The organism is Mesorhizobium sp. B2-5-11 (assembly GCF_006440835.1).
GTDB lineage: Bacteria > Pseudomonadota > Alphaproteobacteria > Rhizobiales > Rhizobiaceae > Mesorhizobium.
Genome location: NZ_VFUK01000009.1, coordinates 95,256 through 116,740, shown reverse-complemented (window position 1 = coordinate 116,740; position 21,485 = coordinate 95,256). Strand labels below are relative to the sequence as shown.

The following is a 21,485-nucleotide window of genomic DNA, read 5'->3' as shown; positions in this document are numbered from 1 at the left end:
CGATAGCGCGTGAGGAAAGCTACCGCGCGCCGCACCCTTGAGGATGACCGACAGTCGCACGAAAAGACGTCCCCTTTCGGCAGGAGAGAACGACATCAGTGATGGAGATCCGGGCAACCCGAGGATCGGGAGAAGTGATTCAAAGCCCATCGCAGTGCAACAGCTTGATGAGGGCCGATCAACCGTCACTATCACGGGATCGTTCACACATCTTCCAGGAGAAATCCCATCTTCGGGCAAAGTATGTCGCTTCGCTCCAGCGGTTCCTTTGATTAGGACGACAAAGATGAGCACGATGCCCGGCATCATACATCTAGCCGTCCAACGGGGGCGCGAGGTGGGGCGGCAGGATCTGTACTGCGGGATCGCGCGCCAACCTTGCTGCATGTTCCTCCTTAGCTGAAGCTAGCAGATCGGGGTGGCTAAAGAGGTCCGCCGCCGTCGCCGCCAGCGCTTTGGCAACATGGATCATGCCCTTGTGTGCATGTGGCGATTTGCCCTGCGCCGTTACTTGCCATGTGTGCAAAGGCGTGCCGATGGCATAGGTCGCGCCATATGCCTGCACGGTCGGTACGGCCCAGCTCACATCGCCGACATCAGTCGATCCAAGCATCCGCTTGCCACCGGAAGCGGCGCCGACGATACCGTCGCTGAGAGCGCTGTCACTCTCCTGAAGCCGGAACATCGCATAGGCTGATTGGATGTGCTCCCTTGTCAGCGTGGCCTGGATCTGCCCCGCGAACGCTTGGTCAGCCGCATCGAATTCCGGCGGCCCCAGCATCTCGAAATTCTGCGCCATCGCTCCCTCCATAACGCGATTGCCAAGCAGGCTGTTCATCGCACAGACAAAGCGCGACTCCACTTGTGTCTCGCTCATCAGCGCTGCACCCTCCGCGATGCGCTTGACCCGCTCGACTAGCATCAACACCTCGGAGGCTCGCGGCGACCGAACCATGTAGCGCACAATTGCGGCCGCCTGCACGATGTTCGGCGCCGGACCGCCCGCATTGAGATAGGCGTAATGAACCCGGCAATCGGAGGGGATGTGTTCGCGCAGATAGTTGACGCCGACGCTCATCAGCTCAACGGCGTCGAGCGCGCTGCGGCCGAGATGCGGCGAGCCCGCAGCATGGGCGGACCGTCCAGTGTAAGAAAAATCAAGGATCGCGTAAGCGAGCGAGGCCGGCTCCATTACGCCCGCGAACGAGAAGGGGTGCCAGGAAAGCGCCGCGTCGACGTCAGCGAAAACCCCGTCGCGAACCATAAACGCCTTGCCCGATCCGCCCTCCTCGGCCGGGCAGCCATAATAGCGTACACGCCCGGGCAGGCTGTTCGCGGCCAGCCAATCCTTCGTCGCCGTAGCGGCGAGCAGTGCGCCGGCCCCGAGCAGATTGTGTCCGCAGCCATGTCCCGGTCCATTGCCGGAAAGACGCCGGTGTTCCGCTACGCCGGCTTCCTGGCTTAACTCCGGCAATGCATCGAACTCGCCGAGGAAGGCGATGACCGGGCCGCCTTCGCCTGCCTCGCCCATGATGGCCGTCGGCATGCCGGCAAGGCCGGTAGCAACTCGGAAGCCCTGATCGTTAAGCGCCTTCAGATGCTCGGCCGACGACCGATGTTCCTGATAGTTCAGTTCGGGCGTTTCCCAAACCCTGTCGCTCAGTTCGATGAAGCGCCCGGCCTGACCGTCGACATGCATCCATATTCCATGGCCGTTGCTCATTATCGCTCCGGAACTCCCTCAGACTGCGACAGTCTTGTGCTCGATGTAGTGATTGATGGCTTCCGGGCCGAACTCGCGTCCCACGCCGCTTCGCTTGAAGCCGCCAAAGGGGGAGAGCAGGTCCGAGGCCGCGTTGTTGATCGTCAGCCCGCCGCTGCGGATGCGGCGGGCGATCGCCAGACCCTGGTCAGTATCGTTCGTCCAAACCGAACCGGAGAGACCGTACTCCGACTCGTTGGCGAGCCGCACTGCCTCATCCACCCCGTCATAGGGGATGACGCAGACGACTGGGCCGAAGATCTCCTCCTGGGCGATGCGTGAGTTGTTGTCGACATTGGCAAAAACCGTCGGCTTCACGAAGGCGCCGTGATTGATGCCTTCCGGCATTCCAAGGCCGCCCGTCGCAAGTTCCGCGCCGCTTTCCAGCCCAGACTGGATGTAGTCACTGACCCGCTGGCGCTGGCGCTCGGCAGCAACCGGACCGAGGAAAGTTTGCGGGTCGGCCGGATTCCCGATCTTCATACCCGTAACATTGTCCACCAGCGCCGAGGTGAAGGCATCGTGGCGCCGGCGCGATATGAGTATCCGAGTCTGCGCAACGCAGACCTGGCCGTTGTTCGGAAACGAGCGGTAACGCAGCGCCTCGACCGTTTCGCCGATATCCGCGTCGTCTAAGACGAGCGCCGCGGACTTGCCACCCAGTTCTAGGCTGACTCGCTTCAGCTGCGCACCGGCGAGGCTGGCGATGCGGCTTCCGGCGGCGGTCGACCCGGTAAAGCCGATCTTGTCCACTCCCGGATGCGTGACGAGATACTCGCTCACTTCCCGGTGCGCTACCAGGATGCTCAGCACGCCGTCCGGCAGTCCGGCTTCGCTGAAAAGTTCGCCCAGATATTGGCCGTCAATCGCCGTCTCCGGCGCCAATTTCAGAATCACCGTGCATCCGGCAAGCAGAGCCGGAAAGAGTTTCGCTAGCGCGACCTGATGCGGTGCATTCCAGGGGATGATGGCGGCAACCACGCCGACTGGTTCGCGGATCCAGATGGACGTCCCTTTCGGGAAGCCCTCGCGCTTCACTTCCCAGGGATAGTGTTCGGCCGCGGTCAGATAAGCCTGGCCCTGATCACGGATCAGGGCCTGGATCGCCGCGGCGAACCACGCGGGAGCGCCCATTTCTGCCGTGACCAGTCGGGCAAATTCCGTGGACCGCGCCTCGTAGAGGTCGGTGAATTTACGGATGACCGCGATGCGCTCGGCTACCGGCATGCGCGGCCACGGCCCTTCGTCGAACGCTTTGCGCGCCACGTCGACGGCAAGGTCGATGTCCGCCTGTGCGGCGAGCGGAGCCGTGCCGACCAGGCTGCCGTCGTAGGGCGAACGAACTTCGATGGACTCCGGGCCGAGCGGGTCGACGCGCCTGCCGCCGATGAAATTGTGCTTGAAATTCCTGGTCATTGCCCGTCTGGCTCCTGTTCCGGCTTGCCTGGGATCAGGGATGGATGAGATCCGCCGCCCGCTCGCCGATCATGATTGCAGTCGCGTTGGTGTTGCCCGCGATGTGGCGCGGAAAGATCGAGGCATCCGCCACCCACAGCCTCTCGGTGCCGCGCACGCGCAGTTCCGGCGTCACCACCGCCTTATCGTCGATCCCCATCCGGCAGGTCCCGACCGGGTGAAGGAAGGGGACCGTTGCCTTGCGCACATACTGCTCCTCCGCATCGCGGCCGGCCCCCTCGGGCGGCACGTCGATCAGCTCGCGCACGTGGTTTCCGAATGGCGGCGTCGAAGCAAGGCGGCGAATCCAGGCCAGTCCGCGTAGAACGCAGTCCAGGTCGTCTGGGTGGTCGAGGAGCCGCGGATAAATCGCGAGCGGCGTGCGCGGATCGCTGCTGCGTAGTTCCAGACGGCCAGTACTCTTGGGGTAATTCACGTTCGCCAGAATGGTGACGAGATTGCGCGTGGGGACGCGCAGGCGTCCGCTTTCGCTGAAATAGCCGAACGGGAAGAGGTGGAACTGGAGGTCGGGCACCTCCTGCTCGGGTGTGGATTTGAGGAAGGCGAGCACCTGCGCGGTCGGCACGCTCAGCACGCCACTGCGCGACAGCGCCCACTGCCCGGCGGCGCGCAGCCGGCCCAGGGCCGACGCATAGGCATTGCCCGTCTTGACGTCCATTTCGGCGCGGACATAGAGGCCCGGATGCTCCATCAGGTTGCGCCCGACGTCGGGGCTGGCGACGCGCACTTCGATGCCATGGCGACTCAGTTCGGCCGGATCGCCGATGCCCGAAAGCATTAGGAGCTGTGGCGAGTTGATGGAGCCTGCAGACAGGACCACACCGCGGCGTGCTGTTGCCCGGATTGTCTTGTCCCCGCGCATGATGTCCACGCCCGAGGCCCGCTTACCCTCCATGACGATACGCTCCACCAGCGCGTCGTCCATGAAGGTCAACTTATTGTCCTTGAGACGTGGGAGGACGAAGGCGTCGAACGCCGAATGACGCAAGCCCCCTGTCGTGGACCCTTGATTCCAGGCGACCCCTTCATGCGAGCTCCCGTTCAGGTCCGGGTTGCGGGGCACGCCGGCATTGACGAAGCTGTCAATGAATTTCTGCGATAGTGGGTGTTTCCAGCGCAGCGATGAAACCCGGAGCGGACCCATCCCGCCGCGGTGAGAATTGTCCCTGTCGTCGTCCGCCGTCTCCATCTTGCGGAAATAGGGAAGCACGGAGGCCCAGCCCCATCCCTTGTTTCCCAGCGCCTCCCAAGCGTCGTAGTCGCCGGCCGCGCCACGAATGAAGATCATCCCGTTGATGGCCGACGAACCACCCGGAACCCGCCCGCGCGGCCAGGCTTCCTGCAGTCCGTTACGGCTCGGATCAGGCTCGGTGACGTAGTTCCAGTCGTACCGGTTGTTACCGATCGTATACATGAGCGCGGCCGGTACGCGCGTCAGGTGGAGCTTCTCGCGCTTGCCCGCTTCGAGGAGAAGGACGCTCGCACCCTTTTCGACAAGCCTGGCGGTGAGCGGTGAACCCGCACTGCCCGAACCTACGACGATATAGTCGAATTCCATGATACGCTTGCCTCATCGGGATTGCGGGGCACCGCGCCGGGGTCAGGGGCGCCCAGGACGGTCAGGGACTGCGCCGCTGTTACGGGCCGCTCAGATCGACCGCCGGCATCAGCCTTGGCGCCGACAAGCCGGCCTCGACGAGATGGCACGCGGCGTAATCCACGTCGCTTCGTTTCAGCAGCGCCGGATCCTCCGTGACGCAGCGGTCAAAAGCGAACGGGCAGCGTGTGCGGAAGGTGCAGCCGGAAGGAATGTCGATGGGGTCCGGCGGCTCGCCTTCAAGGAGATAGGTCGCCGTGTCGTAGGGCTTGTGCTCGATCGCCGGAACCGCACTGAGCAGGGCTCGCGTGTAGGGATGGCCGGGATCGAAGAACGTCGCCTCGTTGCCGGCGAGTTCGGCGATGCGACCGAGATACATCACGGCCACGCGATTGCAGACGCGGCGCACCATGCTCAGATCGTGCGAGATATAGATGTAGGTCATGCCGTGGCGGGCCTGCAGACGCTCGAAAAGATCGAGCAGCTTGCCCTGTTCCACTTGGTCGAGTGCCGACAGCGTCTCGTCGAGGATCAGGAGTTCCGGGTCCAGCACCATGGCGCGGGCGATGTTGACGCGTTGCCGCTGGCCCGCACTGAGCCCTACCGGCAGTTTGTCCGTCAGCTCGGGGCGCAACCCCACCTCGTTCATCGTGTAGGCGACCTTCTCGCCGATCTCCTTGGCGCTCATTCCGCCATGGATGCGCAGCGGTTCGGCGATCGTCCGGCCAATGGCCAAATGTGGCGGGATGGCGTTGTAGGGATCCTGCAGCAGCAGCTGGAACCGACGGCGCAGATCAAGCAGCTTCTTTCGGCCGAGATGCGCGATGTCCTGGCCCTTGAACAGGATCTGGCCGCGATTGGGTGCTTCGAGGCGGCTGAGTAGACGCGAAAGCGTCGACTTCCCGCAACCGGATTCGCCTACGATGCCAAGATTATCGCCTTTGTAGACGTCGAACGAGACGCCCCGGACGGCCTGGACAACCCGGTACGCAAACAGCCTCTCACGGTCCTTGGTTGCGTAGGAACGGTAGACGTCGCGGACCGAAAGGATGATTTCGCGTGTGTCGTCCTTGGCCAAGCCCGGCGCGGCGGTGACCTGCTCGGCGCCCCAGATGCGCGGCACGCTCTTGATGAGGTTGCGCGTGTAGTTGTGCTGGGGTTCGTCGATCAGTTTACGGGTCTGCTGGCACTCGACCACGCGGCCATCGGCGAGCACGAGGACGTTGTCTGCGATCTCGTTAACCACACCGAGCGCCGAGGAGACGAAGATGACCGCCGTGCGAAAATCGCGCTGGAGATCCCTCAGTAGGCGAAGAATCTGGGCGGCGACCGTCACGTCGAGCGGCTGCGTGATGTTGTCAGCGACGAGCAGGTCAGGGTTGGTGACCAGGGCATCGACAATCAGCACGCGCTGCATCATCCCGCCGCTGAACTGGAAAGGAAATTCGTGAAAGCGCTGCGCCGGGGAAGGAATGCGGACCGCGTCGAGGACACGAAGCACGCGCGCCTTGGCTTCCGCAGTCGAAATGCCCGGCTCGACGGCGCGCAGCTTCTCGATGATCTGCTGTCCGACCGGGATGGTCGGATCGAGTGCGCTGCCAGGGTCGGAGCCTATATAGGCCACCTTGCGCCCTCGCAATCTCTGCATCTCGGCGGGCGCGAGATCGAACAGGTTGCGGCCATGGTAGGCAATCGTCCCGCCGGTCACGACCAGCGGCGGGCTTATCCAGTTGACGAGTGCGCGCGACAGGACGGTCTTACCCGAGCCGCTTTCACCGATGATGCCGAGGACCTCGTCCTGGGAAACCGAGAGATTGACGTCCTGAAGAACAGCGCGCCTTGCGCCGCCTGGCAACGCTAGATCGACCGACAGGCCCGAAATCTCGAGAATGCTTACACTCTCCCCGCTCATAGGACACCTTGGAGTAGCTTGTTGCGGGAGCGCTCAAGGGCACCGCCCATGAGGTTGATGCTGCACAGCGATATCGCCAGCAGCAGGCCGGGAATGGTGGTGATCCACCACGCATTCAGGAGATACTTGGTGCCGTCGGCGATGATCGTCCCGAATGTAGGCGTGGGCGGCTGGATGCCGATGCCGATGAACCCGAGGATGGCTTCGAAGATCATCATGCGCGCGACGTCGAGCACGGCGACGAATGCGATCGGGGGCAGGATGTTCGGCGCGATATGCACCAGCAGTATCCGGACGTCCGATGCGCCGAGGATCTTGGCGGCGCGCACATATTCCTTGCGCCGCTCGGACATGGTGACGCTACGCGCCACGCGTGCGTAGCCTGGCCAGCCCGCGAGGATGAAGACGAGGATGACCGTCAGCGGCGTCGGCCGCGTCACGCCGAGGATGGTGATGGCGAGGATGATCACCGGGATCGACATCTGCGCATCCGTGATGCGCATCAGGATCAGGTTGGTCCAGCCGCCGACATAGCCGGCCACCATCCCGACCGCCGAACCTAGAACGAACATGCCGATGACGCTCGTAATGCCGATCATCAGGGCGTTCCGCAGGCCGATCAGCGATCGGGCTAGAAGATCGCGGCCCAACTGGTCGGTCCCTATGAAATGAGGCCAGACCGAACCTTCGGCAGGCCAGGGCGGCGAGAACTTGAGGCCGACGTTGAATTTCGTCGCGGAAAGGCCGAGCAGCCCCGGCGCGGCGACCGAGAGCAGGATCACGGCGATGAAAATGACCGCCCCGACCCGGAACTCCGGCGTCTTGAATGCTTGAAGGAAGATATTAGCGCCGAGGCTTCGGGCTTTTGGGGGAACGCTGACTTCCGCGTCGACGATGGTGTGTTCGGACATCAGTACTGGAGCCTTCTGTCGATCGTGGTCGATGCGAAATCGACGAGGATGTTCACACCGACGAGCCCGGCGCAGGCGAAGATCGCGATCGCCTGGATGATCGGGAAATCGCGCTGGAACACCGCATTGATCATGAGCAGGCCGATCCCCGGATAGTTGAAGAGGTATTCGACGACGAACAGCGAGCCGAGGATCAGGCCGACCGCCTGGATGCCCAACACGTTCAGAAGGGGTATCCCGGAGTTACGCAGAACATGCGCCGAGATCATGCGCCGTCGGGTCAGCCCGCGGATTTGGCCAACATAGACATAGGGCTCGAGGAGGTTGGAGGAGACCGAAACCGAGAGCGACCGGACGATGATCGGAATCAGTTCCACCGCCAGGACCAAGGCCGGCAGGATCGCATAGGTCCAGTTCTCGTAGCCGATTGCAGGTAGCCAGCCAGTCCTGGCCGACAACAAATAAATGAACACCAGTCCGAGCCATACATTGGGCAGCGAGACGAGGACCGAACTCAGGTAAAGCGCGAATCGGTCGGGCGCCCTGCCCGCGTTAAGGCCGGCCCAGATGCCGAGCGGAACCGCGATCGACAGTGAGATCAGGAAGGCCAGGCCGGCCAGCAGCAGGCTGTAGGGCAATGTCGCGCCGATCAGATCAATGACCGGCGCCCGGTTGCTGGCATCGAAGGTCGATTCGCCGCGCGAACCTCCAGTGCTGCCGCCCTGGGCGCTGCGCACGAAGGATCGGCCGAAATCGCCGCGGACGATCTGGGTCATATACCGCCCGAACTGGACGATTATCGGATCCCGGAGGCCGAGCTCCTTGGCCGTCTGCTCCGCCACGGACTGCGAAACCATCGGGCCGAGCATCAGCCGCACGGGGTCGCCGGGCACCACGCGCAGCAGGGTGAAGATCAACAGGGCGATGCCCGCCACAATGATCACGCCTTGGGCAAGACGGCGAACGAAGAAGTCTATTGCAAAAAGCATAACGGCAGGCTCACGAAGGAGCAGCGCCGCCGGATGGCGACGCTGCTGGGCCAAAGGTTAGACGAGATCCGCCTTCGACAGGTCGATAGGTCCGTAGGGCAGGTAGACCGCGCCTTCAAGGTTCTTGGCGGCGCCGTGGAAGGTGAGCGCAGAGAACAGTGAGAAGCTTGGGACTTTCTTGGCCATCGTCGGGAAGGTTTCCTCGGTGAGGATCTTCAGCCGCTGTTCCGGATTGGGCGCGTTGCGCTCCTTGTCCAGGACCGCGTCGATCTCGGGATCATTGATGCCCGAAATCAGCGCCGCGCTGGAGTGCCAGTTGGGCCGCAGGACGAGGTCCGGCTCAGGCGACGGCGTCATCCAGCCGACGTCGCACATATGGCCCTGGCCCTGACCGTCGGCGCGGCGATAGATCGCCACTTCCCAGGCCGCTGGCTCGAGCACCGTCAACTGCACGTTGAAGCCCTGCTCCTGGAGCATCGCGGCGATCAGTTCGCCATACTCCTTGGTCTTGGGATAGAAGCCGATCGAAGTGATATATTCGAGCTGCGGCAGCCCCGCCCCGTTCGGGAAGCCGGCTTCGGCCAGCAGACGCTGCGCTTCCTCGGGATTGTAGTCTGGATATCCCTTGATGTCGGTGAAGCCGAACTTCATCGGGGAGACGTAACAGCTTGACTCGAGCGCCGCTTCGCCCATCAGTTCGAGGATCTGCTTGCGATCGATCGAATGGCATGCCGCCAGGCGGATGCGCGGATCGTCGAAGGGCGCCTTGTTGCAGCGAAAATGCAGATATTTGTTCTCGGTCGTGAGACCCTTGCGAGTGGTGACCTTCGGATTTCCGGCGAGCGATGCGTACTGTTCCGGCTCGAGACGTTCGGCGATGTGGTACTGGCCGTTCAAGAGGCCGAGAACCCGCGTGTTGGCATCCGGAACATAGGCATAGACGACCTCATCGATCTTCGGACGCCCGCCGAAGAAGTCGTCATAGGCGTGAAGAATATTTTTGTCGCCGTTGGTCTCGACATACTTGAAGGCGTTCGTGCCGTTCGGACGCTTTTGGAGAATCTTCGGATCAGCAACATCCTTCGCCGAGAGGATCGGGATCACGCTTGAAATAAACCACCAAGCCGATGCCGGATAGCCGTGCTTCTCGGTGTGCAGTCGCACCGTAAGGCGATCGACAATTTCGACATCGACCTTTCCGGGGCAAAAGGAAGCCGCCGGGCGGGCCGGGTCGCAGGAGTATTCGAGCGTCGCCTTTACGTCCTCGGCGCTGAATTCCTTGCCGTCGTGAAATTTCACGCCGTCGCGCAGCTTGAACTCGAACGTGTTGGTATCGATCAGCTTCCAGCTTTCCGCCAGCGCGGGTTCGAGCAGGTCCGCCTCGCCGTCCCGCATCGGGGCACGCGTCAACGCATTGAAGACGAACTTTTCGAAATTGCCCTGACCAAGGGTCGTGTGGGAAGTCGGATCCCAATTACCCGTGACGGGCCCCATCGACGCGAGCACGAGTGACTTCTTGCCCTGCGCATTGGCCGGCACCGCGAGCTTGCCGAGCACGCCGGCCACGCCAAGCGCGCCCGCGCCAACCATAATGTCTCTACGCGTAATCATTGATCCTGTTCCCCTTTTTGTATCGGCGGTTGTTTTGCCGATGTGCGGTTTAGTTTTCTAGGACCCGCTCGGCGCCGGCCCGTTGAACTCCATCCTTCGACCTGCAGCATGGCACTTATTCGCCATTGCCAGACGAGCCTTCCAAATCCTGACTGGACGCCAGATCCATCCTCAAACCGATCCAATTTCTCAAAACACACAAATCGGTCAAAAACACCAATATCGACACATTTGCCTGTGGTCAAGCGCGGCTTGGCCTACTCTCGGCGAGTGCCCAGTCCCGAACAGGTCTAAATCTCAAGGCTGTTAGACCCTAGGACTGTTGAGCGACTAAGACGGATTTGACTGGTTTGAGCATGTCGACTAGCTTGGCGCCGGGATTTTCGGTCTTCCGGCATCTCGCAGTGTTCGACGTGCTCGGGGATATGTTAAGTCCGGAAAGACCCAAATGGTCACAGGCAGATTCGGTCCATGAGATTTTCTGAGTTTCGCCAGGAAAAAATCCTGGAAATACTGCGCGCGAATGAGCGCGCGAGTGTCAATCTGCTCGCCGATCGCCTCGAAGTCAGTCCGGAATCCATCCGGCGCGATCTGCGTCTACTCGAAACAAATGGCTTGGCTCGGCGCGTCTACGGCGGTGCGGTACTGACGCCAAAAGAGGGGGACAAGCCGTTTGGCGAGCGCAGCCGGGTCAATGCGCTGGAAAAAAACTTGATCGCCGAAAGGGCTGCCAGCCTTATCCAGAACGGTATGAAGATCTTCGTCAGTTCGGGAACCACTACGCTGGCCTGCGTGAAGCACCTTGACAAGCATGCAGACCTGACGATCTTCACGAACTCCATCGCCATTGCGGCGCATTTTTTCTCCCACGGCTGGGGCACCAGTGTCCGCGTGCTCGGCGGTCCGATGGTGCCGGAATATCAGGCCACATTCGGGCATTCTACCATTACCGCGCTGAAAGGGCACAGGTTCGACCTGGCTTTGATGGGTGCCAGCGCCGTCCATGTCGATCACGGCTTCATGGGCTTTGGTGAGGACGAGGTTGCACTGCACGATGAGGCGAGGCGTCAGGCCGGCACCACCGTCATGGTAGCCGATCGATCGAAGTTCGGACGCTTCGGCTCGGTTCGTGCATTCGGCCTTGCCGACGCCCAACATGTCATCACCACTAAGGGTGTCGGCGAAGAATTCGTCCAGCGCTTCGCCGAACTGGGCGTCGACCTCATCCGCGTTTAAGTGCATCTCGGCGCCGATAGGCACGTCGGCACTTTACTCACGCCCGCATAGATATAGCATTGCGTTTCCTGCTGGCGCGCCTGTCCCCCGCTCCCTTTCGTGGACGGGCCGTCGCTGGTCGGTTGTGCTTGCTTGGATTACAAGGGTTCCGCTGGCTTCATGGAAATTGGTCTGTCGCGAAAGGGTATGGATCGCCGCATCGGCCCGATGGACATTCATCGTCTCCCGTCCGCAACAAAAGAAGTCCGTTCCCTTTTTGCGGATGACCTCACGGCGCCGGCCGACCTCTGTCTTGTGACGCCCGACGAGCCCGCCTGCTCTGGTGCCGGACCGCAGCTGTGCAGATCGGCACAGGAGATGGAGCCGGGCATTCTCGTCCCGTCGCATCGTGGCGTGGACAGCACCCGCCTGCTTCTGTCGGTCGATGGCCAGCATCCGTCGCTCCTGCTCAAAACCATTCAGCCCGACCAGCGCCGCTTCATCGATGCGGCCGCATCCTTCGATGCGCAGCGCAAAGCGGCCGGCCTCGGCTGCGCGCCCAAGATCCTTGCCATCGATGCGCGGCGCGCGACCTGCATCATGGAATATCGCGACGGCTGGGCGACCGCCCGTGTCAGCGACCTGAAAAAGCTGGACGTCCTCAATGAGGTGATAGGTGTTAAGCGCAGGGTCCACGGCGGACTGCGCTTCACGATCCCGGTGTCGCCGTTCGACCGGATCCGCGCGCTGAAGCAGGAATGCGATCGGCTCGTGGCCCAGGCTCCTCCCGACCTTCCGGTCCTGTTCGAGCAGGTTTTGCGCTTTGAGCGCATGATCGCCGCATCGGGGGTCGACAGTGTGCCCTCCCATGCCGACGGCCTGGCCTCGAACATCCTCATCGGGCCGGATGGTCGCATCGAGCTCGTGGACTTCGACGGTGCCGGCAACGTCGACCCCTATTATGAGATCGGGATCCTGATCAACGAGGTTTTCGAAGACGAGAAGGACTTCCTCCCGGCCCTCGAAATGTTCGAAGGCACGCCGAGGCCGGCAAGTCTCCGTCGCGTGCGTCTCTACGCGATCGCCGACGATCTCGCATGGGGTCTCTGGGGTCTCGTGATGGACGCCACCTCGCAGCGCAAGGATGTCGAGTTTTACCGCTACGGGTTCTGGCGCTTCATCCGCTGCCGCGCCGCGCTCGGAAGCCTCGATTTCGGCTCGTACGCCCGAATGCTCTGAGAACCCTTCATGGAACGGAAGTGCGGAGAAGGCCAATCGGCCTCCGAACTGGCATTGGAAACAATGCTTTCCTTGGTACCCCCATGGCAGGGCAAAGACATCTTTTACCGGCCAATCTTCGGGGGCTTTAGCAATTCTAACTGGCACGTCAGGATCGGAGGTGAGCGTCAGACGTTTTTCCTTAAGATGCCAGGCCCCGGGACCGAGAAGTTTATCGATCGGAGAGCTTCGCTCGAGGCCGGCAGGCGCGCGCACGAACTTGGCATCGGGCCTCGGATCTATAGTGATCTCAGCGACCGCGGCGTGGAAATCAGCGACTTTGTAGAGCGGTCTCGTCCCTGCACCACCCGCGACTTCCACTCCGCCGAGATTAGGGCGCCCACTATTAACTTGTTCCGCACCTTCAACAATTCTGCCCCGCTTCGCTTAACCAAGACCCTGTTTGACATGATCGATGAACATATCGTTCAATTGCGTGAGCTCGGGGCGGCATTCCCGCACGATTTTCCTACCATTCACATGAAGTACCGCACCGCTCGCGCCGCGCTGGAAGCGTCAGGACTGGACATCGTTCCTTGCTGCAACGATCCGGCACCAGCTAACTTCCTGCTGACTGAAGACAGGATCCTGATCGTCGACCTCGAATACGCGTCGAACAACGACCGCTGCTGCGATCTCGCCACCTGGTGTGGGGAAATGGTCCTGAGCGACGTGATGCAGGATGAGGCGATCGAATGTTATTTCGGTCGCGTCGAAGCCAGCACCAAGGCGCGCATGTTTGTCTACCAGATGCTGGGCGACTTGAAATGGTCGCTGTGGTGCATGGTCCAGAACATTACCTCGAGCATCGACTTCGACTTCTACAAATACGGCGTGTGGAAGCAGATGCGCCTGCGCTCGACCCTTCAGAATCCATATTGGGACCGCGCCCTCACGTCCCTGTAGGAGCCCGCCAGCTTCTGGCTCGAGGCTTCCCTTGCCATTCGAGGATTGTTGCTACATCTGGGCAGTGGAGGCCACCGGTGGAATGACTGCTTTCTGCGCTGAAAGCAGACCGTCAGCTTCGTTGTTGGCCACAACCGCGGGAGCCTCGGGTTTGCGCAATGTTGCGAGTGCCAACGCCGGAGGAGGAAGACCGTGGCCGGTTGAGCAGAGTGGGCAGATTAATTAATTGCGAGCAGGGAGTCTCGAAGTCCGGCAATCCTAGGCTCCGGCCGACGCTTGTCTAGGTTGCGTGGGTCTGGGTGCCCCATCAACCCAATTCGCACTGAGCCAGTGGTTCAGGGCGCGAGTCATCCCGAATGGTGGCCGGTGCAAGAAGGCGGCATGGTCGCCCTCGCTCGGAAACTGTTTGTTGCGCTGTGGAAATACGTGAATTCCGGAGTCGTTATAGAAGGAGCTCTCCTGACGAAACCATCAGCATAGAGTAACCGCCCGATTGTCACCGCCTATTCCTAGAGCGCCTCCGAGACGCCTTCGACGCCGGCCAGCTTCGCTTCTTCAGCGATCTCGCTAGCCTGGCCGACCCTGCTACTTTCTGCGCCCAACTGGCTGGACTGAAGCGGATCGAGTGGTCGTTTACGCCAAGCCCCCGTTCGGCGGTCCAAAACAGGTCCTCGCCTACCTTGGTCGCTACACCTACCGCGTCGCCATCGCCAACAGCCGCCTCGTGAGCCTGGATCATGGAGTTCTGGTCAGCTTCCGCTGGAAGGACTATCGCCACCACGACAAGTCCAAGCACAAGCTCATGACCAAGATCACACTTGCGGGGCTGATTAAGCCAGCAACCGAGAATGTCTCAAGGTAAGCCGAGCAGACGACCAATTCTTCAGACAGAATGTCAGAGGAAGCGAGGCTCACTGCTATAACATGGGGTTTCACATTGTCGTTTCGGTGAGTCAGATTTGGATCATCCGTATCAGGCTGCGATAGGTCTTCTCCAACGCGTCAAAGCCACCTTCGCCCAGTGTAATTGGCGCGGCGTTGTCGGCGATCGCCGCGAACAGCAGCGCGGCGTCGCCGGGCACGACATTCGGCGACAACTCGCCGCGCCGGCCCGCCGCCGACAGCGCGCCGGCAAACAACGCCGAGAGCTCCGCGCTGAAATGGCCGAGCATCTTCTGGCCGTCGGCATCAAGGAGGTCGGCATCCTGCCGCAGCCTCGAAATCAGGCTCCAGTTTTGCCCTTCTGTGCCGGCTGGGTTGAAATGCCGGAAGCGGGCGCGGCTGTAGGCGATCATCGCCTCGACCTGCTCCTCGAGGCTTGACCCCTCATGCGACCAGACAGCCCGCAAGCCGCTCAGCGTCGCCTGCATGTAGTCGTCAAGCACCTCGTCGACGAGCGCCTGTTTGTTGCCGAAATGATAGTGGATGTTGGCGCGCGTCGTGCCGAGCGCCGCCGAAATATCCCCGAAGCTGGTGCCGCGATAGCCGTGGCGCACCAGAAGCTCCAGCGCCGTATCCTTGATCGCCTGTCTGGTGTCGGTCTCGTCCATGCTTCCATCATAGCCAAATGCGTTGGCCGTGGACGCCGAAGCTTTGCTGCATCCCCAGCATTTGACGGAACACTGACTTGCAGGTAAGTAAGTAGAAAATCAGCGGGAGGATACGTGGTGCGGATGCGGACATTCAGCGATATCGAAGGATCGGCGCCGCAGGCCGTCCGCGCCGGTGACCTGGTCTTCATCGGCGGGCTGATGGCGACGGACGTCAGCGGCAATATCGTCGCAACCGGCATAACGGGTCAGGCGCGCGTCATTTTCGATCGGCTGGCGGCCCTTCTCGCCCAGGCCGGCGCCGGCATGACCGATGTGGTCAAGCACAACATCTATTTCAGTTGCAAGGCCGATGCCGTGGGCGCCTTGCTCGACGAACTCGATGCCGTGCGCGCCGGCTGTTTCACCGCTCCCGGCCCGACCACCACCGAAATCCGCTGCGGCCTCGACCGCGAGGGCGCGCTGCTGATGGTCGACGCCTGGGTGGTGATCGGCGGCAAGCGCGAACTGCTCGACCCCCCGGGTCACTGGCGCTGGCGCAGGGAGCTGCCCTTCGTCCATGGCTGGAAGGTCGGCGACATGCTGTTTGTCGGCGGCCAGCGCTCGCTCGATGCCGAAGGCAATGTGCTCGGGCTCGGCGACATCGAGGTGCAGACCGACGAGGCCTTCCGCAACCTCGACACCATGCTGCGGTCGGGCGGCGGCGACCGCCACAGCCTGATGCGCCAGAACACCTATTTCCGCTTTTTCGGCGAAGGCCGCGAGGTCACCGACTACTGGGAGAAGATGACCAATGTGCGCCGCCGCTACATGTCGGTGCCTTCGGCGGCCGGTGCCGGACTGCGCATCCAGGGCATGGGCAATGCCGGCGAACTGATCCAGGTCGAGGGCATCGGCATGCTCGGCGACGACAAGCAGCGCCTGCAGCCGGCCAACCATTGGGACTGGAGCATTCCCAACACCCAGTTCACGCAAGGTTGGAAGATTGGCGGGCTCGCCTTGATCGGCGGCCAGATCTCGGCCGACAACAAGGCGCAGGCCGTCGGCGACGACATGGAGACGCAGACCCGCAACGTCTTCGAGTTCATCCGCCGCACGCTGGCCGAAGGCGGGCTCGACGAAAGCGACGTCGCCAAGCTCTATATCTACTATCACGCCGAAGGCAGCTGGGCCGGGATCGAGGCGACGCGCGCGGTGATTGCCCGCGTGCAGCGCGAATTCTTCCCCGAGCCCGGTCCGGCGGTGACTGCGATCCGCGTCGCCGGCTTTGCCTTCGAGAACCTGCTGATCGAGATCGAGGCGATGGCGGTGACGCGAGGCTAATGTCGAAACACGATTTCACCGCCGCCGAATTCGCCGATCGTCTGGCGCGTGTCCGCGCCGCCATGGCCGCACGCGACCTCGACTGGCTGATTGCCGTTCACCCCGCCTCCATCCATTGGCTGACCGGCAGCGACGCCAAGAGCTACCAGGAATTCCAATGCCTGCTGGTCGGCGCGCGCAACGAGCCGCTCGTCGTGCTGACACGCCAGGGCGAAGTGCACGAATTCGAAACGGATTCAGCTGCCGACGAGGTGCATGGCTTCGGCGGCGGCGAGAACGAGGATCCGGTCGCGGCCTTCGCCGACGTGGCGCGGCGCCACGACGTGCTAGGCAGGCGCGTCGGCCTCGAAGTGCCGGCCTACTATCTTCACCCACATCATTGTCTCGGCCTTCGCGCCGTCATCGGCGATACCTTGCTTGCCGAGGCGACGGAACTGATCGCCGGCCTGAAGCTGGTGAAGTCGCCGGCCGAGATCGCTTATATCAGGCGCGCGGCGGCCCTTGCCGACCTTGGCATGGAGCGTTTTGCCGGCGAGTTCGCGGCGGGCCTGTCGGAACTGGCGCTGGCCGGCACCATCCACGAGACCTTGCTGCGCAACGGCAGCGGCATCGCCGCCAGCCCGATCAACCTCGTCTCCGGCCCGCGCTCCGCCTACAGCCACGGCGCGCCGACCGCGCGCCGGCTTGAACATGGCGATTTCGGCAATCTCGAATTCGGCGCCACCTTCAACCGCTACACAGCCACCATCGGCCGCAATTTCGCGCTGGGCAAGCCGACGCCGCGCATGGCCGAACTGCACGACATCGTGCTGCGCGCCGGCGACGCCATGATCGCGGCGATTCGCGACGGCGTGCCGGCAACCGTGCCGCACCAGGCGGCCCGCGCCGTCATCGGCGAGGCCGGGCTCGAAGCCTGCCGTGTCCACACGTCCGGCTATGCGCTGGGGCCAGGCTTTCCGCCGAGCTGGGCCGAGCCGCTGCACATGATCGGCGACAGCCCGCACATGCTGAAGGCCGGCATGGTGGTCACCATCGAGCCGCCGGTCTATATCGGCGCCGAAGGCCTTGGCGCCCGCATCATCGACAATGTGCTTGTCACCACGGCCGGTGCGGAGGTGCTGTCCCGCACGCCGCGCGACATCATCGTCGCGGGCTGAGCCTCCCTACCCTCCAAGCTCATGCGCGATCTCGGCACAAGCGAGCTTCAGCCGCGCCAGCATGGCCTCGAAATTGGGCGCGGCGCTGCGTCGGCTGACCGCCGCCACCGTCACGCAGGCCACGGCGCGCCCGTCGCCGGCGATGATCGGACAGACGACGTCGGTCACGCCGATGATGTCGCGGCTCTCGTGGATGATGGCGCCGCGCTCGCGCACCGCGTCGAGTTCGGCGGCGAGCGTCGTCGGGTCCGGCGGCTCACGCATCAGCATCAGGCATTCGGCGATCATCCGGTCACGCACGGGCTTGGGCTGGAACGCCATCAGCACCAGGCCGGAATGGGCATCCGCCAGCGGCCGGCGATAGCCGAGCTTGAGCGAGAAGTTCATGTCCGCCCCGCCCGATGCCGCCGCGATGATGACGGTTTCACCGCGATGCGCGACGACCAGATGCGCCGCCTGGTGCACCTCCTCGGCGAAGCGCTCGACGATGGGGGCCGCCGTGCTGACCAGGTCGCGGGCGCGCGCCGTCTGCATGCCAAGCCCGAACAGCTTGTTCGACAGCATCAGCCCCTCGCCGCCCTCATCGCGCTGGAGGTAGCCGCGCGCAAGCAGCACATGGACCATGCGGAAGATCTCGTTCTTCGATCGCCCCAGTTCCTCGGCGATCTGGCGCGTGCCCATGCGCTGGCCGGCATTGGCCAGCAATTCGAGGATATCCAACCCCTTTTCCAGGGCCGGCGCGCTGTAATTCAGCTTGTCGTCCGTCATTTGCATCCGCTTCATAGATGACGCTTGACGTCACATATGAAGCGACGATAGCGTGGTGTCCAGCAAATCCGAGCGGAAAATAGCGATCTGCCTGGAGTTGCATAGGGGGACGCTCTACTTCCATGAGCTATAATTTCAAATTTGATGTCCTGCTGCGCTATATCCCCGAGATTGTGCAAGGCGTGCTGCTGACCTTGCAGTTCTCGGTCGTCACCATGCTCTGCGGCCTTGCCATCGGCTTGATCGTCGCCATGGCCTCGATCAGCCCGCTGATGCCGCTGCGCGCCTGCGCTCGCGTCTATGTCGAGGCGCTGCGCAACACGCCGCTGCTGGTGCAGCTGTTCATCGTCTTCTTCGGCCTGCCTTCGATCGGCATCAAGCTTGGCGCCAACACCGCTGCGCTGATCGCGCTGTCGATCAACATGGGCGCCTATGGCGCGGAGATCCTGCGCGCCGGTTTCCAGTCGGTGCGCCAGAGCCAGGTCGAGGCTGGCCGCTCGCTCGGCCTCACCGCCGGCCAGACCTTCCGCCATGTCGTGCTGTTCCAGGCGGTCAAGACCATCTACCCGGCGCTGGCCAGCCAGTTCGTGCTGATCATGCTGACCACCAGCGTCGTCTCCTCCATCGGCGCCACCGAGCTGTTCCACCAGGCCGCCTTCATCGACTCGCGCACCTACCGCTCCTTCGAGACCTACACGCTGATCACCATTTCCTATCTCGTGCTGACCCTGGGCTTCCGGGCCTTCTTCGCCGGCGTCTACTGGATGGTCTTCGTCAGGAGGCCGCGCCGATGATCCGCGAATTTGGCGGCACCGATATCGTCTACCTGATCGAGGCCGCGCGCTGGACGATGCTGCTGGCGCTCACCGCCACGGTGGGCGGCGGGCTGCTCGGCATCGTCGTCGCCGTCCTGCGCGTCATCCCATTCAAGCCGCTCAACTGGCTGGCCATCGCCTGGATCAACCTGATCCAGGGCACGCCGCTACTCGGCCAGCTCTTCGTCTTCTTCTTCGGCCTGCCGCTGATCGGCCTCTCGGTCGACGCCTGGACGGCGGCGGCACTTTCCCTGTCGATCTACGCTTCGGCCTTCTTCGGCGAGATCTGGCGCGGCAGCCTGCAATCGGTGTCGCAGCGGCAATGGGAGGCGGGTGCCGCGCTCGGCCTCACCTACGCGCAGCGCCTCGGCCATGTCGTGCTGCCGCAGGCGATCCGCATCTCCGTCGCGCCGACCGTCGGCTTCCTCGTCCAGTTGGTGAAGAACACCTCGCTCACCGCGCTGATCGGCTTCGTCGAACTGACCCGCGCCAGCCAGATCATCAGCGGCGCGACCTTTGCCCCGCTGCCGGTCTACCTCACCGCCGCCGCCATCTATTTCGTCATCTGCTTTTCCCTCTCCCAGCTCGCCCGCATGCTGGAAAGGAGACTTCATGTCGCTCGTTGAAATCGCCGATATCCGCAAGCGCTTCGGCGCCATCGAGGTGCTGAAGGGCATCTCGCTCAACGTGGAAAAAGGCGAGATCGTCGCCGTCATCGGCCGCTCCGGCTCGGGCAAGTCGACCATGCTTCGCTGCATCAACGGGCTGGAGAAGGTGCAGGCCGGCCGCATCGTCGTCGACGGCATCGACGTCACCGCGCCCAGGGCCGACCTCAACCTTCTGCGCCAGCGCGCCGGCATGGTATTCCAGAGCTACAATCTGTTCCCGCATCTCAATGTCGAGCGCAACGTCACGCTGGCGCTGAAGCTGGTGCGCAAGCTCGACACGCCGGCCGCCCGCGAAGTCGCCCGCGCCGTGGTCGCCAAGGTCGGCCTCGCCGACAAGCTGCTTGCCTATCCCGACGAATTGTCCGGCGGCCAGCAGCAGCGCGTAGCCATCGCGCGCTCGCTGGCCATGCAGCCGACCCTGATGCTGTTCGACGAGATCACCTCGGCGCTCGACCCCGAACTGGTCGGCGAAGTGCTGCGCGTGCTCGAAAGCGTCGCCAGCGAAGGCATGACCATGATGCTCGTCACCCATGAGATGAACTTTGCCAAGAACGTCGCCGACCGCGTGATCTTCATGCATGAGGGCCGCATCCACGAGGATGGGCCAGCGCGTGAGACCTTGCTCGAGCCTCGTACGGCCGAACTCAGGAGCTTCCTGAGCGCCGTCCTTCACTAGGAAAAGAAAGTCCAACCAGAAAAAGGGGAAGTTCCATGTTCAAGCATCTCACCAGGATCGTCACAGCCGTGCTCCTGGCCGGCGCCGTCTCGGCAATGCCGGCGCGAGCGGCCGACCTGCAGAAAATCCTGTCCGCTGGCACGGTGCGCATCGGCGTGCCGATCGACGTGCCGCCCTTCGGTTCGGTCGACGCCAAGAACGAGCCGGTCGGCCTCGATGTCGACATGGCCAGGAAGATCGCCGAGGCGCTGGGCGTCAAGCTCGAACTGCAGCAGATCACCGGCGCCAACCGCGTGCCCTATCTGGTCACCGACCGCCTCGACATCGTCATCGCCGCCATGGGCGCGACGCCGGAACGCGCGCTGCAGATCGCCTTCACCTCGCCCTATGCGGCGCTTTCGATCGGCGTCTTCGGCCCCGACAGCATCACGGTGAAGAGCCCGGCCGAGCTCAAGGACGAGACCATCGCGGTGGCGCGCGGCACGACGCAGGATCTCGAACTGACCAAGGCCGCGCCCAACGCCAAGATCGTGCGCTTCGACGACGACGCCACCGCCGCAGCCGCTTTCACCTCCGGCCAGGCGCAACTGCTGGCCACCGCCGATGTCGTGGCCAAGGATTTGATGGACAAGGACGCCAAGGTGCAGCTGAAACCCAAATTCATGCTGCAATTCTCGCCCTGCTACATCGGCATCCAGCAGGGCAGCCCGGAGCTGCTTCGCTGGCTCGACACCTACATCCATCTCGGCATGCTCGACGGCTCGCTCTCGGCGCTGTCGCAGAAGTGGATCGGCACCACGCTGCCGACCCTGCCGCCGATCTGACTTCTTCGGCGGCGGGGGCCTTTCCGCCCTCGCCGCCTCTCCCTCGC

The 21,485-nt window shown here is 62.9% G+C and carries 18 protein-coding genes and 2 pseudogenes; 11 read left to right on the top strand and 9 right to left on the bottom strand.

Translation table 11 applies throughout. The features are described 5' to 3' along the window. Nucleotides 1-313 precede the first annotated feature (313 nt). The 7 genes from FJ490_RS25075 to FJ490_RS25045 form a co-directional block, all read right to left on the bottom strand. Nucleotides 314-1,723: an amidohydrolase gene (locus tag FJ490_RS25075; protein WP_140729073.1), complete on the bottom strand. Its 1,410-nt coding sequence runs from the start codon at nucleotides 1,721-1,723 to the stop codon at nucleotides 314-316. Between the two features lie 18 nt (nucleotides 1,724-1,741). Continuing rightward, a complete protein-coding gene (locus FJ490_RS25070; RefSeq protein ID WP_140523199.1) occupies nucleotides 1,742-3,178 on the bottom strand; it encodes an aldehyde dehydrogenase in 1,437 nt (478 codons plus the stop codon). Nucleotides 3,179-3,212: 34 nt separating this feature from the next. Continuing rightward, nucleotides 3,213-4,796 carry a GMC family oxidoreductase N-terminal domain-containing protein gene (locus FJ490_RS25065; RefSeq protein ID WP_140499615.1) on the bottom strand — a complete coding sequence of 528 codons (1,584 nt, stop codon included), beginning with the start codon at nucleotides 4,794-4,796 and terminating at the stop codon, nucleotides 3,213-3,215. Between the two features lie 79 nt (nucleotides 4,797-4,875). Beyond that, nucleotides 4,876-6,747, bottom strand: coding sequence for an ABC transporter ATP-binding protein (locus tag FJ490_RS25060; RefSeq protein WP_140499617.1), 1,872 nt, complete (start codon nucleotides 6,745-6,747; stop codon nucleotides 4,876-4,878). Further along, nucleotides 6,744-7,658, bottom strand: a complete 915-nt coding sequence (locus tag FJ490_RS25055; RefSeq protein WP_140499619.1) for an ABC transporter permease — start codon at nucleotides 7,656-7,658, stop codon at nucleotides 6,744-6,746. Before FJ490_RS25055 ends, FJ490_RS25060 begins: the two co-directional genes overlap by 4 nt. Continuing rightward, nucleotides 7,658-8,647, bottom strand: coding sequence for an ABC transporter permease (locus FJ490_RS25050; protein ID WP_140499621.1), 990 nt, complete (start codon nucleotides 8,645-8,647; stop codon nucleotides 7,658-7,660). Before FJ490_RS25050 ends, FJ490_RS25055 begins: the two co-directional genes overlap by 1 nt. 57 nt (nucleotides 8,648-8,704) lie before the next feature. Continuing rightward, the gene (locus FJ490_RS25045) at nucleotides 8,705-10,258 is read right to left on the bottom strand and encodes an ABC transporter substrate-binding protein (protein ID WP_140523193.1); all 1,554 of its coding nucleotides are present in this window, start codon (nucleotides 10,256-10,258) and stop codon (nucleotides 8,705-8,707) included. Nucleotides 10,259-10,729: 471 nt separating this feature from the next. On the opposite strand from FJ490_RS25045, the gene FJ490_RS25040 reads away from it, so the two are divergent. From FJ490_RS25040 to FJ490_RS33260, 5 genes and pseudogenes are all read left to right on the top strand, one after another. Beyond that, nucleotides 10,730-11,494 (top strand): DeoR/GlpR family DNA-binding transcription regulator, encoded by a 765-nt coding sequence (locus FJ490_RS25040; protein ID WP_140729072.1) that lies wholly within the window; start codon nucleotides 10,730-10,732, stop codon nucleotides 11,492-11,494. A 132-nt stretch (nucleotides 11,495-11,626) separates the two neighbouring features. After that, on the top strand, nucleotides 11,627-12,712 hold the full coding sequence (locus FJ490_RS25035; protein WP_140523191.1) for a phosphotransferase: 1,086 nt from the start codon (nucleotides 11,627-11,629) through the stop codon (nucleotides 12,710-12,712). A gap of 9 nt (nucleotides 12,713-12,721) precedes the next feature. Continuing rightward, a complete protein-coding gene (locus FJ490_RS25030; RefSeq protein ID WP_140729071.1) occupies nucleotides 12,722-13,657 on the top strand; it encodes a choline/ethanolamine kinase family protein in 936 nt (311 codons plus the stop codon). Nucleotides 13,658-13,878: 221 nt separating this feature from the next. Further along, nucleotides 13,879-14,137, top strand: a pseudogene (locus FJ490_RS33265) (IS110 family transposase); the annotation flags it as partial. A gap of 148 nt (nucleotides 14,138-14,285) precedes the next feature. Then, nucleotides 14,286-14,519: pseudogene (locus FJ490_RS33260) on the top strand (transposase); the annotation flags it as partial. 91 nt (nucleotides 14,520-14,610) lie between these two features. On the opposite strand, the gene FJ490_RS25020 reads toward FJ490_RS33260, so the two are convergent. Next, nucleotides 14,611-15,207, bottom strand: a complete 597-nt coding sequence (locus tag FJ490_RS25020) for a TetR/AcrR family transcriptional regulator (RefSeq protein WP_140499631.1) — start codon at nucleotides 15,205-15,207, stop codon at nucleotides 14,611-14,613. Nucleotides 15,208-15,330: 123 nt separating this feature from the next. Here FJ490_RS25020 and FJ490_RS25015 point away from each other — a divergent pair, with 123 nt between their 5' ends. After that, nucleotides 15,331-16,530 (top strand): RidA family protein, encoded by a 1,200-nt coding sequence (locus tag FJ490_RS25015; protein ID WP_140523185.1) that lies wholly within the window; start codon nucleotides 15,331-15,333, stop codon nucleotides 16,528-16,530. Further along, entirely contained in the window at nucleotides 16,530-17,687 is a 1,158-nt protein-coding gene (locus tag FJ490_RS25010) for a Xaa-Pro peptidase family protein (RefSeq protein ID WP_140523182.1), read from the top strand. The genes FJ490_RS25015 and FJ490_RS25010 overlap by 1 nt, the downstream gene beginning before the upstream one ends. A gap of 6 nt (nucleotides 17,688-17,693) precedes the next feature. Here the strand turns inward: FJ490_RS25010 and FJ490_RS25005 are convergent, their stop codons facing one another. Next, nucleotides 17,694-18,455, bottom strand: coding sequence for an IclR family transcriptional regulator (locus tag FJ490_RS25005; protein ID WP_181165404.1), 762 nt, complete (start codon nucleotides 18,453-18,455; stop codon nucleotides 17,694-17,696). 122 nt (nucleotides 18,456-18,577) lie between these two features. On the opposite strand from FJ490_RS25005, the gene FJ490_RS25000 reads away from it, so the two are divergent. Genes FJ490_RS25000 through FJ490_RS24985 form a run of 4 tightly spaced genes read left to right on the top strand, consistent with a single transcriptional unit; the run spans nucleotide 18,578 to nucleotide 21,438 of the window. Beyond that, on the top strand, nucleotides 18,578-19,249 hold the full coding sequence (locus tag FJ490_RS25000) for an amino acid ABC transporter permease (protein WP_140499639.1): 672 nt from the start codon (nucleotides 18,578-18,580) through the stop codon (nucleotides 19,247-19,249). Further along, nucleotides 19,246-19,896 (top strand): amino acid ABC transporter permease, encoded by a 651-nt coding sequence (locus tag FJ490_RS24995; RefSeq protein WP_140499641.1) that lies wholly within the window; start codon nucleotides 19,246-19,248, stop codon nucleotides 19,894-19,896. Before FJ490_RS25000 ends, FJ490_RS24995 begins: the two co-directional genes overlap by 4 nt. Further along, on the top strand, nucleotides 19,883-20,614 hold the full coding sequence (locus tag FJ490_RS24990; RefSeq protein ID WP_140499643.1) for an amino acid ABC transporter ATP-binding protein: 732 nt from the start codon (nucleotides 19,883-19,885) through the stop codon (nucleotides 20,612-20,614). Before FJ490_RS24995 ends, FJ490_RS24990 begins: the two co-directional genes overlap by 14 nt. 35 nt (nucleotides 20,615-20,649) lie before the next feature. Next, nucleotides 20,650-21,438, top strand: coding sequence for a transporter substrate-binding domain-containing protein (locus tag FJ490_RS24985; protein WP_140729070.1), 789 nt, complete (start codon nucleotides 20,650-20,652; stop codon nucleotides 21,436-21,438). Nucleotides 21,439-21,485: the final 47 nt, after the last annotated feature.

Excerpts from the sequence above, each read along its gene's own strand:
- FJ490_RS24985 (WP_140729070.1), top strand. The coding sequence starts at position 20,650 with ATGTTCAAGCATCTCACCAGGATCGTCACAGCCGTGCTCCTGGCCGGC.
- FJ490_RS25010 (WP_140523182.1), top strand. The coding sequence starts at position 16,530 with ATGTCGAAACACGATTTCACCGCCGCCGAATTCGCCGATCGTCTGGCG.
- FJ490_RS25005 (WP_181165404.1), bottom strand. The coding sequence starts at position 18,455 with ATGACGGACGACAAGCTGAATTACAGCGCGCCGGCCCTGGAAAAGGGG.
- FJ490_RS25075 (WP_140729073.1), bottom strand. The coding sequence starts at position 1,723 with ATGAGCAACGGCCATGGAATATGGATGCATGTCGACGGTCAGGCCGGG.
- FJ490_RS25015 (WP_140523185.1), top strand. The coding sequence starts at position 15,331 with ATGCGGACATTCAGCGATATCGAAGGATCGGCGCCGCAGGCCGTCCGC.
- FJ490_RS25030 (WP_140729071.1), top strand. The coding sequence starts at position 12,722 with ATGGAACGGAAGTGCGGAGAAGGCCAATCGGCCTCCGAACTGGCATTG.
- FJ490_RS24995 (WP_140499641.1), top strand. The coding sequence starts at position 19,246 with ATGATCCGCGAATTTGGCGGCACCGATATCGTCTACCTGATCGAGGCC.
- FJ490_RS25065 (WP_140499615.1), bottom strand. The coding sequence starts at position 4,796 with ATGGAATTCGACTATATCGTCGTAGGTTCGGGCAGTGCGGGTTCACCG.
- FJ490_RS25070 (WP_140523199.1), bottom strand. The coding sequence starts at position 3,178 with ATGACCAGGAATTTCAAGCACAATTTCATCGGCGGCAGGCGCGTCGAC.
- FJ490_RS25000 (WP_140499639.1), top strand. The coding sequence starts at position 18,578 with ATGAGCTATAATTTCAAATTTGATGTCCTGCTGCGCTATATCCCCGAG.
- FJ490_RS25050 (WP_140499621.1), bottom strand. The coding sequence starts at position 8,647 with ATGCTTTTTGCAATAGACTTCTTCGTTCGCCGTCTTGCCCAAGGCGTG.
- FJ490_RS25055 (WP_140499619.1), bottom strand. The coding sequence starts at position 7,658 with ATGTCCGAACACACCATCGTCGACGCGGAAGTCAGCGTTCCCCCAAAA.
- FJ490_RS25060 (WP_140499617.1), bottom strand. The coding sequence starts at position 6,747 with ATGAGCGGGGAGAGTGTAAGCATTCTCGAGATTTCGGGCCTGTCGGTC.
- FJ490_RS24990 (WP_140499643.1), top strand. The coding sequence starts at position 19,883 with ATGTCGCTCGTTGAAATCGCCGATATCCGCAAGCGCTTCGGCGCCATC.
- FJ490_RS25040 (WP_140729072.1), top strand. The coding sequence starts at position 10,730 with ATGAGATTTTCTGAGTTTCGCCAGGAAAAAATCCTGGAAATACTGCGC.
- FJ490_RS25020 (WP_140499631.1), bottom strand. The coding sequence starts at position 15,207 with ATGGACGAGACCGACACCAGACAGGCGATCAAGGATACGGCGCTGGAG.
- FJ490_RS25045 (WP_140523193.1), bottom strand. The coding sequence starts at position 10,258 with ATGATTACGCGTAGAGACATTATGGTTGGCGCGGGCGCGCTTGGCGTG.